The following is a 15,163-nucleotide window of genomic DNA, read 5'->3' as shown; positions in this document are numbered from 1 at the left end:
ATCTTCCAGAACAATTGTTTTTCACGGATACAATTAAACCAAAGTGCCAGGGGTAGTTTGGTTAAAAGACTACATTATTGGGCACAATTGCGTAAGATCATGGCATTTTACTAAGGATTATGGCTCAAACTGTGACGCAGAATCAGAGGGAAATGATGGCTTTGCAGCCGCTTGATGTTGAGCTGCGTAATGTATTCAAGTTTTTTCACCAGGAACCAGCAGTCAATGGCGTAGATTTGGAAGTCAGACAAGGGGAATTTTTTAGTATCCTTGGGCCTTCTGGTTGTGGAAAAACAACTATATTACGTTTGATTGCTGGGTTTGAAACAGCGGATGCCGGTAAGGTACTGATTCAGGGTCAGCCTATGACTAATGTCCCGCCTTACCGCCGACCTGTCAATACGGTATTTCAAAGTTACGCATTGTTCAATCACCTGAATGTGTGGGATAACATTGCCTTTGGACTGCGATTGAAAAAACTCCGCAAGTCAGACATCGATCATCGAGTCAAAGAAGCTTTAAAACTAGTGAAAATGGAAAGTTTGCGATCGCGCTTTCCTAATCAACTTTCGGGTGGTCAACAGCAAAGAGTAGCTTTAGCCAGGGCTTTAGTCAACCGTCCATCCGTGGTGTTGCTAGATGAACCCCTAGGCGCATTAGATTTAAAGCTGCGTAAGGAAATGCAGGTTGAGTTATTAAATTTACACCAAGAACTGCAGTTGACCTTTATCATGGTCACCCACGACCAAGAGGAAGCGCTTTCGTTGAGCGATCGCATTGCGGTGATCAATCAAGGGAAAATAGAGCAAGTTGGTACTCCCAGCCAAATTTATGAATTTCCTCGCACAACTTTTGTGGCTGATTTCATTGGGGATACTAATTTATTCAGTGGTGAAATTGCGGCTTTTGATGCTACTAATCTCCAAATTGAAACTAAAACTGGGCTAACAATTGTTGTCGCTCGCCGTGAAGAAACGCTGACTGAAATATCGCAAACAGTAGTCGTTTGTGTGCGTCCCGAAAAAATTCAGTTATCACTTTATCCACCAAATTTACCCCATAACTGCTTTGAAGGGCGACTAATCAACGTCATGTATTTAGGTACTCACGTTAATTATGTTGTGGAATTAATTAACGGTATTACTATCAATGTTTTACAACCCAATACCTTTGGTAGCTTACCCGATCCCAATACACCTATATATGCTTGGTGGGAAGAAAGTGATTGTTTAGCTATTAGAGAATAGTTATTGGTCATTTGTCATTTATTCTTGGCTGATGACATAGCAATTAATCTCAATAAATTGAAATTTGAGAAATGACAGCAAAGCGTTTCCAAGATTTACAGGTTTATCAATTATCAGAAAAATTAGCAGATGACATCTGGAAAATAGTTGGTGAATGGGATTTATTCGACAAAGAGACAATTGGTAAACAAATTGTCCGTTCAGCAGATAGTATTGGAGCAAATATAGCAGAAGGTTCAGGGAGAGGCAGTTTTCAAGACAATAAACGTTTTATCAAGATAGCTAGAGGCTCTTTAAATGAAACCCAACATTGGTTAAGAAGAGCTTATATGCGAAATCTCTTAAGTAGCGAACAGATAAATTCCATTCAAATAATTCTGAATGAATTAGCCCCAAAACTAAACTCCTATCTCAACTCAATTGGCAATATCCCAAAAACAAATGACCAATGACAAATGACAAATGACAAACCCCCAATGATAAACAGACGCAAATTTCTCCAATCAATAGCAGCATTTTCTAGCTTATCTTTAACTGGATGTGGCTGGCGGTTAGCTGATGTCCGCGCTAATGCGAAAACTTCTGCTCAACGTGACCAATTATATCTTTATACTTGGACGCAATATACTGATAGCCAATTACTCAAAACTTTTAGCTCCCAAACTGGCATGAAAGTATTAGCTGACTTTTATGATTCTAATGATGTTATGTTAGCTAAATTGCAAGCGGGAGGAGGTGGTGCTTACAGTATTATCTATCCATCTGATTACATGGTACAAAAGATGGTAAAAAAAGGCTTATTAATAGAAATAGATCATCAACGCTTAATTGGCTTAGAAAATTTATTCCCGCGTTTTCAAAATCCTAGCTATGACCAAAATAATCGCTACAGTATTCCTTTTAATTGGGGGACAACTGGCTTAGTTTATAATTCCGAAATTATTAAAGATGAACCACAAGATTGGGATTATCTTTGGCAAAATCAAGATAAATTGCAAAAACGCATGACCTTGCTGAATGATGTGCGTGAGGTGATGGGTGCGGTTTTGCGGATGCTAGGCTATTCCTACAATTCTAAAGATGAAAATCAAATTAAACAAGCTTATGAAAAATTGAAAGTCCTAAAACCTGCAATTACTGCCTTTGACACTGAAGCTTGGCAAAATCAAATTCTCGCAGGAGATTTGGTATTAGCAATGTGTTACTCAGCAGATGCACTGCGAGTCACTAAAGAAAACCCCAAGTTGAAATATGTAATTCCTCGCAGTGGTTCTTCCTTATGGACTGATACAATTGTAATTCCTCAAGTCGCTCCTAATCAAGATGGTGCCTATGCTTGGATTAATTTTATTTTACAGCCAGAGGTAGCTGCCCAAATGAGCCAACATTTGAATATTTCTACTCCTAATAGTGCCGGATTTGAGCAGTTACCTGCAAAACAACAACAAAATAATACTTTATTCCCACCAGAGTCAATTTTAGAAAAATGTGAACGCATTACGCCTTTAGGAGACTTTGAAGAAGTTTATGAGCGTTACTGGACTCAGTTAACTAGTAGTTAAAAGTTTGGAATTTTTACTTCGATATCTATTGTGTCTAATCAAATGCTGTCTGAGCAAAAAAAACTAAAAGTGCGTCATCTAAATTTTAGTTGGCTCCAACCGTTTATATTGTTGGCACCATCTGGTATTTGGTTAATCCTGTTATTAGTATTACCAACATTAATAATTTTGGAGTTGAGTTTAGTACCGAATATCCGACCAGGAGATTTAGTCAATCCTAGTGGTTTGCAAAACTATCTGAGAATACTCGACCCTCTTTATTTGCATGTAATTATCCGTTCAGTAATTTTGGCGGCTAGTACAACAATTATTTGTTTAATATTTAGCTTGCCAGTAGCTTATTGGATTGCTCAACTTGCCCCAAAACGCTGGCGCAATCTCTTATTATTAACCTTTATTTTACCTTTGTGGACTTCTTCTTTACTCCGTTCCTACGCTTGGATTACAATTCTGCGTCCTACGGGTTTATTAAATAGTTTATTAAAAATATTTCATTTACCAGCTTTAGACGTACTTAACCAAATTCCTGCTGTATTGGTAGGAATGAGTTATAGTTTATTGCCTTATATGGTGTTAATTTTATATGCTTCTTTGGAAAAATTAGATATCCGCTTACTAGAAGCAGCCGCAGATTTAGGAGCAAATCCTAGGCAGGTATTTTGGAAAGTTACAGTACCACAAATTTTGCCGGGAATTACTGCAGGTTCAATGTTAGTTTTCATCACCGGATTAGGAGATTTTATTAACCCAGAATTACTAGGTGGTGCTTCTAGTATGACAGCAGCAAGATTAGTTTATAACCAGTTTCTCGGCGCTACCCAAAATTGGGGCTTTGGTTCCGCTTTGAGTATGACATTAATTTTGCTGGTGAGTATTGCGATCGCACTTTTAATTAAGTTTGGTGAAGCGACACCCCAGAGGTAATCTCAATTAAAAATTAATTTCTCTCTCGCAATAACTCCAGTACGATCGCAATTACACTCTTGGAATCGATTGGCTTGGCAATATGGCGCTGAAATCCAGCTTTTATCGCCTCCTCTTTATCGCTTTCGCTGGCATAGGCTGTTAAAGCAATGGCTGGAATTGGTGGCTTTTGTTGTTTGGCTTGCAAATTGCGAATATGGCGGATAAGCGTATAACCGTCTATCTCAGGCATTCCAATATCGCTGAGAAGAATATCTGGTTGAAATTGCTCTAATTCTTGCCAAGCATCGGTTGCTGAAGCTATTGCTCTGACAATGGCACCGTTTTCTTGTAGGAGAAACGCTAGCAACTCTCGCGTATCTGCATTATCATCCACAACTAAGGTACGAATGCCAGCGAGGGGTAGCTGGGGGAGGGGTAAACCATGAGATGGTTGTATTTGCTCATTGCTGTTTTCCTCTTGGAGCAATGGTAGCTGAATGATAAAGCAAGCACCTTTGCCTTCACCGGAGCTATCTGCCCAAATTGTACCGCCATGCAGTTCTACAATTTGTCGGGCGATCGCTAATCCTAACCCCAATCCGCCAAACTGACGGGTGGTGGAACCATCTTCTTGGCGAAAATACTCGAATACATGGGGCAAAAACTCTGGATTAATACCTTTACCTGTGTCAATCACTTGAATTTGCGCTTGGAAATTTACTTGTGTGAGTTTAACTTCCACTCGTCCGCCAATGGGTGTAAATTTGACGGCGTTAGAAAGCAGATTCCACACTGCTTGCTGTAATCGCGCTGCATCACCAGAAACTTTGCTCACCTCTGGATCTAAACTGACTACCATGTGAATGGATTTGGCCTCAGCCGCTAGGCGCACAGTTTCTAAGGCGGCGGTAATCACAAAAACTAAACTTACAGGAGCCGCCTTGAGCGTCAGCTTACCCCGCATAATTCGGGAAATATCGAGTAAATCTTCAATCAGTTGGGCTTGCAATTTCGCATTGCGCTCGATTGTCGCTAAAGCTTGCGCTGTCCTCGCTTCATCCATTTTGCGTCCTTGCAGCAATTGTACCCAGCCCAAAATCGGATTCAGGGGCGATCGCAATTCATGGGACAATACCGCTAAAAATTCATCTTTAATGCGGTTGGCGCGTTCGGCTTCTTCCCTGGCTAATTTCTCGTGAGCAAGTGCTTTGGCGCGTTCTTGTTCCAGTTGTTTTTGATCGTCAATATCTGTCGCTGTTCCAAACCATTTAATTACTTGGTCGCTTTCATTTTTCAGAGGTACAGCTTGGTGTAAATGCCAGCAATATACGCCATCAAAGCGCCGAATCCTACCTTCTGCTTGATAATGACTGCCATATTGTTGCGCCAGCGCCCATTGTTCACCCAAAATCGCTATATCGTCAGGATGAACGATACCTTCCCAGCCGTAAATTTTTGCTTGTGCCAGTGTCAAACCTGTGAAATTTGACCAGCGTTGATTAACATCAAGTAACGTTCCCTCGCCATTAGCTGTCCATACCAATTGCGGGATTAATTCTGCCAAATAGCGATAGCGTTCTTCGCTTTGCCGCAATGCTAATTCTGCCTTTCTGCGGTCAGCGAGTTCTGTTTGTGCTTGTTGATACAAAACTGCTTGCTGAATCGCGATCGCCACTTGCCTGGCTAATTGCTGGAGTAATTCTATCTCGGATGTTTGCCAAGGGTGAGGTGCAGCGCAGTGATGGGCAATTAGCAATCCCCATAAATGATCTCCTTGCAAAATCGGCACCACCAAATTGGCTCTTACTTGAAACTGAGCTAGTAGTTCGATATGGCATTCTTGAAAACCTGCGGTATAAATATCTGCGATCGCCAGCACTCGCCCTTGCTGGTAGAGATTGGTATAGCTGCTATCAAAGCAGGGATCGGTAATTGTTGATGCCAGAATTGCCGTCCACTCAGCACCAACTGATTCTGATACCACTGTTCCTGATGAGTCTGCATTGATGCGGAAAATCAGCACGCGATCGCAGTCGAGTACTTGTCTAGTGAGATGTGCTGTGGTGTGCAGAATCTCATCCAAATTGAGGGATTGATGAATTTGCTGGGTAATTTGGGCAACTAAGCGTTCTCGCTCAAACTGCTGCTGACGTTCCACCTCTACCTGTTTGCGATCGCTAATATCTTGCGCCGTTCCCGCTATTTGTACAGGTTGACCATTTTCTTGATAAAAAACTCGGCCCCAACAACCCAACCACCGCACACGACCATCGGGCATTAGTATCCGGTATTCTACTTGATAGTCACTACCCGTAGCCAATGCACGATTGAGGATTTCAACTACTGGATGGCGATCGTCAGGATGGATGCGTTTTTCCCAAGCATTATATGTTCCCTCAAAACTACCGGGAGACATACTATACAAACGCTCTAAATGCTCAGACCAAACAACTTTACCCGTCTGAATATTCCACTCCCAAATTCCCTGGCGAGATGCTTCCAACGCTAAATGCAGGCGGACTTCGCTTTGTTGTAGCCTCATGCGTAACTGCGCTTTGTTAATCGCGCAGCCCACGGTAAATTGTAAATCATCCGCCGTCATCCGGCCTTTAATCAGGTAATCCTCAGCTCCTGCTTTGAGAATTTGGACTGCGATCGCTTCGTTACCTTGTCCAGTCACCACAATTACTGGTGGTGAGTTACCGTTGCTTTGATGTTTGAGAGTTTCTAAAAATTCCACGCCTTCAAAATCTGGCAGTCGGTAGTCCAACAACACTACATCAGGCTGGTAACGTTGGCAAATTTCTAAAGCTTCTTCTCCAGTTTCTGCTTCTAAAATTTTGTAATTTTGTTCCGAGTCTCGCCGCAGATAACGTTGATAAATTACTCTGTCTTCCGCACAATCTTCCACTATCAAAATAGTATGCTGTGCCTGTTCTGCTGGTATTGCTAATACAGCAGTTGGTTGATTATCTGAGCGCTTCTGTGAGGTAATGTCAGAAAAGGTAGTAACTACAGCCCAAGGACTTGGATTATTTACCTGAAACAACGGCTGGGCATCAATTTTAATCCAAATTAGCTCACCATTAGGATGATAAATACCCATCACCACTCCAACAACTGGTTGAGCCGTTTGCAATACTACTTTGACTGGATGGTTGACGCTGTCAAAGGGCGATCCGCCTTCGTGAATAGCTGAACAGAGACTTTCAACAGAAGATTTACCCTGCATCTGCTCCAAAGTCAATCCTAAAATTCTTTCAGCCGCAGCATTACAAGCTTGAATCTTACCATCAGCCAAATAAAATACCATTCCTGCTTCTGAACTGGCAGAAATTACAGGCTGAGGTAGAAAATCTCCATTAACTCTCTCTGGCACCTGGGACACCACTTGTCTTCCTCCTGAAAAATACTAGTACAGTGCAGCGCCAATAACTAACCAGATTTTCCTGACTTACCCAAGGTTGCCGCCATAAATCAATACTATCCTCACGGAGAAATTAATAAGTTATATGATTAATCATCTATCAAAATGCTCGATAGGTTTTTATTACTTAACAGTTATTGACCGAAAATAATGGGATACAAGCCTTGTCCTTTTATGACAACTTTTCTTGATTTTTAATATACTCTTTTAAGACTTCTAGCGGCGCACCTCCTACAGAAATAGCAAAATAGCTATGACTCCATAAAGCTTTGCGCTTTTATTTTTGATAGTAGGATGGGTTAAGACTCTGTCCTAACCCATCCAATCCTTTAATTGAGTTTTACTATTGCTGGAGCGAGATTAAGATCCCCGACTTTTTCAAAAAGTCAGGGATCTGAGCAACAACTTGAGTGCTAAAGCTAAAATATTACAATAACTTTTCTGGTGGGGTGAACATCTTGCCCGCCTGGAAGGGTGAGACACCCTTCCCACAAGAGTTTTTTCCATGCATTATTTTAGCCTTGCCACGCCACTACATAGTACTAAGATTTTTTCAGAAATTACAGCAGATTCGATGTTTATGAGGTACAGCAACTAATTGAAAAAAGTCATGAGTAATAAGTAGTGAGTAATAAGTAAATGTCCCAATACTTGTCGGTTAAGGGGAAAAGGGGCAAGAAAAAACCTTTACCCCTTAACCTTTCACCTTTTCCCCAAACCAAATTCCGAGTTGAAAATTTTTAACCGAGCAGTATTGGTAAATGTCCTACTCATTACTCATTACTCATTACTCATTACTCATTACTCATTACTCATTACTCATTACTCATTACTCATTACTCATGATGTACCTCACTTACTTCAAAAGTGCTGTAAATCGGATTGCTATATATTACTTACCTCATCATTAACTTATTAGATTTATCCTGGCTTTTGTTACTTACATCTTCCACAATCGAAATCAAAGTTTCTTCTAAATATGGCTTAGTTAAGTAAGCTGTTGCCCCTAAAGCTTGAGCAAGTTGGCGATGTTTCTCTGCACTACGCGAAGTTAGAATTACTATAGGTAAATCTGAGAAATTTGGGCTTTGACGGATATTCGATAAAAGCTCAAAACCATTCATGCGAGGCATTTCTAAATCAGAAATTACTACTTTTATTTCTGGATGTCTTTGTAATTGTTCTAGCGCTTCCACACCATTTTGTGCTTGTAATATTTGATAACCAGATTTTTGTAATGTTAAAGAAATAGTTTGTCGCAAACTAATAGCATCATCAACTACTAAAAGCACAGCCGATGACTTGGGATTAACTAATGTAAGTTGGTTGACTTGGGTTGGTGTTGTATTGCTGACAGGAGAAGCGGCTAATAAAGGTGTAGAGTTAGTATTAACGCTTGATAGACTTAAAGCTGCTTTATTTGCCAAATAAGTAGGTGATGGAGTACTACTTTCTAGGGTTGCTTGCATTTCATCAGACTCTAAAAGCAGCGTTGGATCGATGACTAAGATGAGAGTACCATTAGCTAAACTACTACAACCATAAATATATTTTGGGGGAGCGATCGCATTTCCTAAAGGTCTAATTACTAGCTCTTGTTCGCCGATAATTTGGTCAACTTCTAAGCCAAACATTTCTTGATTGTGCCGCAGTAATAACACAGGTTCTTGAGTAATCCCTGTATCATAAGCAGTTTGGGTATTGTTCAGATTAACATTATTCAGTAATGGCCCGTGATAATACATCAACTCAGAAATGCGGCTGATGCTAACCATACGCTGCTCTTGGTCTGTGTTGTAATACAGTACTTTTCTGCCATCAAATTCTTTAATTTGTTGCTCTGAAGGAATTAAGATTTTTTCGAGGTTATCTAACAGTAAGGCATAGAAAATACCATCTGCTTGCACCAGCATTAATTTATCTGTAGTCATAGAAAAAGGAACTTTAAGTATAAATTTTGTGCCTTGGTTAGGAAATGATTTCACCGAGATTGAGCCATTAAGTGCGTGTAATTGCAATCGCACAATATCTAAACCCATACCTCTGCCAGAAATTTCATTTACCTGTTCGGCGGTAGAAAATCCTGGTGCAAACATCAAATCGAGAATTTCTGATTCAGTCGGGTTATAAACATCAGCTAATAGATTTACTTCAATAGCTTTTTGGCGAATTTTTTCTAAATTTATACCTTGACCATCATCCCTAACTTCAATTACAGTTTGGCTACCTTGATGATATGCAGAAATTTCGATGACAGCTTGTTCTGGTTTACCAAGAGATTGGCGAACTTGTGGCGTTTCAATACCGTGATCGAATGCATTACGTACTAAATGTAATAGTGGATCGTAGAGTTTTTCTGCGATCGCCTTATCTACTAGTACATCAGTACCGCTTAGTTTAAAGTCTACCAGTTTGGCATAAACATTCCCCATTTTTTTTACCATTTGCGGGAATCGATTCATGATATTGCCTAACGGTGACATCCTGGCTTCCACTAAGTTATCGATAATATTCAGCGTTAATCTCTGCTTTTTCTCGCTCAGTTGATTAGCTTGTGTCAGTAATAAATCTAAAGATTCAGTAATTTCTTGTAATTGCAGAGCTTCTTCCATAGCCTCATGCAATGTCATCTGAAATTCTGTATAGACATCCATTTCTAAAGCATCAAATTTCACAGGTGCAAAATTTTGTTGATGCTGTAATACAGCAGTTTGCATCTGTAATGGTAAATCACCTAGTTGACCTAAGATGCTTTGCTGTTTATTTAGTCTCTGTACTAACTGGTCAATAATTTCTCTAACTTGTTCATCTTGTAACATCCGCTGTTTTTGCTTAATTAATAGTTCTCCAGCTAAGTAATTAAGGCGTTGTAATCCATCTGTATCTACTCGCACAAAAGAATGTTGACGTGAATTCTTTTGGACATTAGCAGAAATTTTATCTTCTATTTCTTGATGAATATCAACAGTGGCAGTTGTCATATCTGAAACTATTGGTTCCTGTACAGCTAAGGAAGTAATTATGACTGTTTCAGGTACAGTTTGGGTAATTTCTGGGCTTTCTGAAGTCTCTACAATTTCATAAGTTGAATTTAAACTAACTTCTCCTCCCCAAATTTTTTCAAGTAAATTATCAGCCTCTGTCGTCGGAGAAGCTATTTCTTTAAAGACTAATAGTTGTTGTAGCTTAGGACTATCCAGCCAATTTTTTTCTTGATTGGTGACCGGAGGATATTTTTTATATACTTGAGCTAATTTACCAATTTGCTGTTGTAATGTGGAAACTATAGATTTATCACCATTCACTTGCTGTTCTGAATCATAAAATCTGACGACAGCGAGAATAATTGTGAATATCACACCTTGGCGATAAAGTTGAAGACTTTGGCTATCTTCTGCCTCTTGGATAAAATCTAAAAATTGACTTAACCAATGTTCAATATAAGTAAGTAATTCTTCATCTGCAGGTGCTACTAGCAAAGACAAACTCAAGTCTTCTTGAGGAATTTGTCGATAATGATTAAACCAGCCAAAAATATAGCGAATAACTTGAATATAAAACTTAGCTTGTGCTGGAGTTAGCGGTTGATTTTTGAGATTACCAGATGTAATTAAAAATTTATATAACTGCTTAATTTGAGTTTGTAAATCTTTAGTTGAAATAGGTATATTTGTAACTGTATTTGACTCATTTGTGGCTATATTAGCTAAACTTTGTAAAGCTAAACTAGGTTCTCCCCCAGAAGTGCGATCGCCAGCTAATACAGCTGCTTGTGCCTGCTGTAAATTAGCAAGAGCAGCTTCAGCAATGTGATATGCTTGCTCCGGTTTAGCTGTCAGTGCTGCCAGAATCGTTTGAGCGATCGCGCCAAAACCAGGTAAGTTTAAAGATTCTGCTAAACCAATAAATATCTCTGCTTGCTCTCGCAGCAAATTAGCAATTTCTGTAATATCAATATTGCTATTTAAAGCTTCTGTAATACTTTCTATGCGTTGTTGTACTCCTACTTCAAAGATAGATTGCACAATATCAAATCCTAGTTCTGCTGAAGTGGGAATATGTGCTTCACCACCGAAAGCATCGCCTAATTTTTCTTGTAGATGTACAAATACAGAAGCTGCTCGCTGTAGCAGTTCCTCAGTATTGATATCACAACCTGTTAGTTCTGCGGTAAGTGCTAAATTTAAACATTCATAGGCTTGCAATATCAGTGTTTGTAATTGAGAATCAAGAATAACATTTGGGTTATATAAAGCATTAAATACATCTTCTAAAGAGTGGGCAATAGTTTGAATTCCTTCTAGCCCTACATTAGCAGCACCCCCTTTAATTGTATGAGTTGCCCGCATTAATTCATGGACTTTAGCTGTACTAAAATTCTCAGATAATGTATATATTTCTTGTTCAATAATTTGTAATAACTCTGGAGCTTCAGCTAAAAAATAGATGTATCCTTGTTCGCGAATATCATTATCTGTAGTCATATATTTAAATTATTTACTGTTTGGTATTTGGGGTTTAGGGGTTGGTGTTTGGGTTTTGGTGTTTGTCCCTATTCCCCATTTCCCATTACCCCTTACCCAGTCCCCAATCCCTAGTCCCCAGTCCCTAATCCCCCATTCCCATTAATTAACCTTGAACTTACTTGCAGTTGCTAATAGTTCTTTTGCCATTCCCGATAATTGTTGGAAGACAGCTGCAATTTCATGAGATTCTGCAACAGTTTTGTGGGAAATTTCTGCGACATCTTTCATACTTGAAGTTACTGTCACAGACTGAGACATTTGTTTTTGAGTGGCTTCGCTAATTCGTTGAAGTAACTGGCTAATTTCAGCTGTTGCACTCACAATAGCGTTTAAATTGTGTCGCGCATCATTGACAAGATTTGTTCCTTCGACAACTTGTTGAATACCTGTTTCCATCGCCACTGCAACTTCCCCAGTTTCTGCTTGAATTTCTTGCACTAGTTTTTCAATTTCGATAGTTGCTGCGGCTGACTGGCGAGATAAAGAACGAACTTCATCAGCTACCACTGCAAAACCTTTACCATATTCACCTGCACGGGTAGCTTCAATGGCGGCGTTCAAAGCTAGAACGTTTGTTTGGGTGGCAAAATTACTAATTAAGTTCACCACTTTCGAGATTTTTTGCGAAGATTCGCTGAGGCGTTTAATCTTTTTACTAGTTTGGGCAACAGTTTCACGAATACCTTGGATAGCTTGTACAGTCAAGTTCATCGCCGCATCACCAGACTCGACAGTTTGGTTAGCTTGTTTGACTGCAACTTGTACCAATTCAGCGTTGGATACCACAGCTTTTGTTGAATCAACCATTTGTTGAATATCATTCAAGGCTGCGGCCATTTCTTGGGATTGTTGGTTGGCTAATTGGGTAAGTCCAACTAATGATGCTTCACTAGTATCGGAAGTTTGAGCAACTTGTTGCGCTGCAGACTGTACTTGGATGACAATTTGCCGGAGTGCTTGCAAGGTATTATTGTAAGCATCAGCAATTGTACCCAGCTCATCCTCTGTAATCGGCGCACGTACTGTCAAGTTACCATTGAGAGCAGGTCTGAGTGCTGTGAGCAGTTGAATAGAACGCTGTTGTAATAATTCTTTAGCGGCTTTTTCTCTGGCGGCGGCTTCAGCTAATTGTGCCGACTGTGCTTTGACTTGTTGCAAATACTCGGTTTGTTGTAATGCTAACCCTAACTGATCGGAAGTCCGTGCTAGCAAGTTCATTTCCGATTCTTCCCAGTCACGAGGCCCAGAGTTTTGATAAACTGCTAGTAATCCCCACAGTTTTTCACCAAAGAATATTGGTACAGTTACATAAGCTCTGACTTCAAATTTCTCTAATGCTTCAATGTGGCAAACAGAATGTCCGGCAGTGTAGATATCATTTGTAGCAAAACAGTCACCTTTTTGATATTTACCAATTTGGGCGCATTCTTGTACTTGGGTATCTTTCCAGACAGTTTTTTTATCAGGCCCTACCAATTTTACCCAACCATGACTGACTGATTCAGCGACAAATTCGCCACTCCAGTCGGGGTTAAACTTATAGATACAGGCGCGATCGCATTTGAGTAATTGCCGTAAATCTTGTGTGGATGTTTTGAATATTTCTTCCACGTCTAAAGATTGGCGAACACGATCCACTAGTTTTGTTAAAGCTTTTTCTTGTTCGGCAATCTGAGCTAATTTTTCCGATTTAATTCGTACTTGATCGAAATATTCGATTTGTGATTTAGCTAAACTAAATTGCAAGCCAATTTGCTCTAAAAAGTTAATTTCCCAGTTTTTCCATTCACGAGTTTCTGAGTTTTGATAAGCTCCTAATAAGCCCCATAATTTTTCTCCTAAGAAAATAGGAACTATCATGCAGGACTTAACTTCAAACTGCTCTAGAATTTCTATATGACAAGCCGAAAATCCAGCTTGGTGAATGTCTTTGACAACTAAGTTTTCGCCTTTAGCATATCTACCGCCTTGGGTTTCTTGCAAATAGCTATCTTCCCAAACAGTATTGAGATCTGGCCCTACTAGCTTCACCCAAGGGTGACCCACTGATTCTGCAATAAACTCGCCACCCCAGTTAGCATTAAAACGATAAACTGCAACGCGATCGCAGCGCAGAGATTGGCGAACTTCTTGGGTAGTAATTTTAAAGATACTTTCTGTATCAAATGTTTGGCGAATGCGGTTGGCAATTTTAGTTAAGGTTTTTTCTTGTTCAACTATTTGTGTCAGTTGCTCATTTTTAGCTTGTACTTGTTCAAGATATTCAGCTTGGGAAATAGCAACACCAAATTGTAAGCCCATTTCTGTGAGGAAATTAACTTCCCAAGGGTGCCAATTACGCGGCCCAGAATTTTGATAAGCTGCTAATAAGCCCCATAATTTCTGTCCCGATAAAACTGGAACTATGATATAGGCTTTCATTTCAAACTGCTCTAAAATCTCAACATGACATTGAGAGTGATCGGCTTGATAAATATCGCTAACAGCTATACTTTCACCTTTGGCGTAACGTCCACCTTGGGTTTCTTGCAGGAAAGTATCTTCCCAAATAGTGTTCTTATTTGGAGAAACTAGTTTTACCCAAGCATTCCCTACAGATTCAGATACAAACTCACCACTCCAGTCGGGACGGAAGCGATATACGGCGACGCGATCGCAACGGAGGAATTGCCGGATTTCGTGAGTAGTTGTCTGAAATATTTTATCTATAGATGATAAATTGAGAATTCTATCAATAACTTTAACGATAGATTTCTGTGCTAATATTTCCTGCTGAGTTTGTTTTTCAGAAGTAAAGCTTTGGATTCTGTAGGCAATTTCTGTAGTAACTTGAGATAGTAAAGTAATTTCTACTTCTTGCCATTCTCTAGCAGCAGCACAATGATTGACTACCAGCAACCCCCAAACTCTATCGTTAACTACAATTGGTAAGCTTAAACAAGCTTGGATTTGAAATTTTTCTAAAAGTTGTTGTTGATAAGGTGTAACTTGAAGCTGCGTAATATCATTAATAACTACAGGTTCTAAATACTCTTGACTCTCATATAAACCAAAGGTAATACCTGGCAAATTTTCCCCGAGAGTTGGTGTCCAACCTCTGTTGATAGATTCTTGTAAAACAGTACCAGTCTCAGAAGTAGTAAACTGATAAATTAAGGCGCGATCGCTAATAATTTTTTCTCTAACTTGTGTAACAGTAACCTTCAATAGATTATCTAAATCTGGCGCTTGACGTAATTGGCTAGATATACCTTGTAGTTGCTGCCGCCAACTCTTAAATTCCTGAGATACTGCATTTAATAAAGCCAACTCATCCCCAGGAATACTGGCTATTTCTGGACTACCATTTTGATTTTCTAATGCTTCTTTTTTATTAGCAGCATTACTATTGGTTTGAGCACTGCCATAATATTTCATTTTACACCCCTCACTAACTTTAATTAGTAATATTTAACTACATTCAAATTGCAAGTAAAACTCTGGTAATCGCAAACA

The 15,163-nt window shown here is 39.5% G+C and carries 7 protein-coding genes and 1 pseudogene; 4 read left to right on the top strand and 4 right to left on the bottom strand.

The genetic code is table 11. From position 1 onward, the window contains the following. Nucleotides 1-119: 119 nt before the first annotated feature. From HG267_RS03870 to HG267_RS03855, 4 genes are all read left to right on the top strand, one after another. Entirely contained in the window at nt 120-1,247 is a 1,128-nt protein-coding gene (locus HG267_RS03870) for an ABC transporter ATP-binding protein (RefSeq protein WP_045870318.1), read from the top strand. A gap of 71 nt (nt 1,248-1,318) precedes the next feature. Beyond that, nucleotides 1,319-1,699 carry a four helix bundle protein gene (locus tag HG267_RS03865; protein ID WP_045870317.1) on the top strand — a complete coding sequence of 127 codons (381 nt, stop codon included), beginning with the start codon at nt 1,319-1,321 and terminating at the stop codon, nt 1,697-1,699. Between the two features lie 24 nt (nt 1,700-1,723). Further along, complete coding sequence (locus HG267_RS03860) at nt 1,724-2,809, top strand: PotD/PotF family extracellular solute-binding protein (RefSeq protein WP_045870527.1); 1,086 nt, start codon at nt 1,724-1,726, stop codon at nt 2,807-2,809. Nucleotides 2,810-2,851: 42 nt separating this feature from the next. Further along, nucleotides 2,852-3,733, top strand: coding sequence for an ABC transporter permease (locus HG267_RS03855; RefSeq protein WP_096621586.1), 882 nt, complete (start codon nt 2,852-2,854; stop codon nt 3,731-3,733). Nucleotides 3,734-3,746: 13 nt separating this feature from the next. Here HG267_RS03855 and HG267_RS03850 read toward each other — a convergent pair whose 3' ends face one another. From HG267_RS03850 to HG267_RS03835, 4 genes and pseudogenes are all read right to left on the bottom strand, one after another. Further along, on the bottom strand, nt 3,747-7,106 hold the full coding sequence (locus HG267_RS03850; protein ID WP_155539222.1) for a response regulator: 3,360 nt from the start codon (nt 7,104-7,106) through the stop codon (nt 3,747-3,749). 208 nt (nt 7,107-7,314) lie between these two features. Then, nucleotides 7,315-7,413: pseudogene (locus HG267_RS03845) on the bottom strand (transposase); the annotation flags it as partial. Nucleotides 7,414-8,038: 625 nt separating this feature from the next. Further along, the gene (locus HG267_RS03840) at nt 8,039-11,626 is read right to left on the bottom strand and encodes a hybrid sensor histidine kinase/response regulator (RefSeq protein ID WP_045870315.1); all 3,588 of its coding nucleotides are present in this window, start codon (nt 11,624-11,626) and stop codon (nt 8,039-8,041) included. A 141-nt stretch (nt 11,627-11,767) separates the two neighbouring features. After that, nucleotides 11,768-15,085, bottom strand: a complete 3,318-nt coding sequence (locus HG267_RS03835) for a GAF domain-containing protein (protein ID WP_045870314.1) — start codon at nt 15,083-15,085, stop codon at nt 11,768-11,770. Between the last annotated feature and the right edge of the window lie 78 nt (nt 15,086-15,163).

Source organism: Tolypothrix sp. PCC 7601 (genome assembly GCF_025677855.1).
In the GTDB taxonomy this organism is placed as follows: Bacteria; Cyanobacteriota; Cyanobacteriia; order Cyanobacteriales; family Nostocaceae; genus Aulosira; species Aulosira diplosiphon.
This window is presented reverse-complemented; position numbering and strand designations above follow the sequence as displayed.

Bases quoted from the DNA above. Each gene is read 5' to 3' on its own strand.
- HG267_RS03870 (WP_045870318.1), top strand. From the start codon at position 120: ATGGCTCAAACTGTGACGCAGAATCAGAGGGAAATGATGGCTTTGCAG.
- HG267_RS03865 (WP_045870317.1), top strand. From the start codon at position 1,319: ATGACAGCAAAGCGTTTCCAAGATTTACAGGTTTATCAATTATCAGAA.
- HG267_RS03860 (WP_045870527.1), top strand. From the start codon at position 1,724: ATGATAAACAGACGCAAATTTCTCCAATCAATAGCAGCATTTTCTAGC.
- HG267_RS03855 (WP_096621586.1), top strand. From the start codon at position 2,852: ATGCTGTCTGAGCAAAAAAAACTAAAAGTGCGTCATCTAAATTTTAGT.
- HG267_RS03840 (WP_045870315.1), bottom strand. From the start codon at position 11,626: ATGACTACAGATAATGATATTCGCGAACAAGGATACATCTATTTTTTA.
- HG267_RS03835 (WP_045870314.1), bottom strand. From the start codon at position 15,085: ATGAAATATTATGGCAGTGCTCAAACCAATAGTAATGCTGCTAATAAA.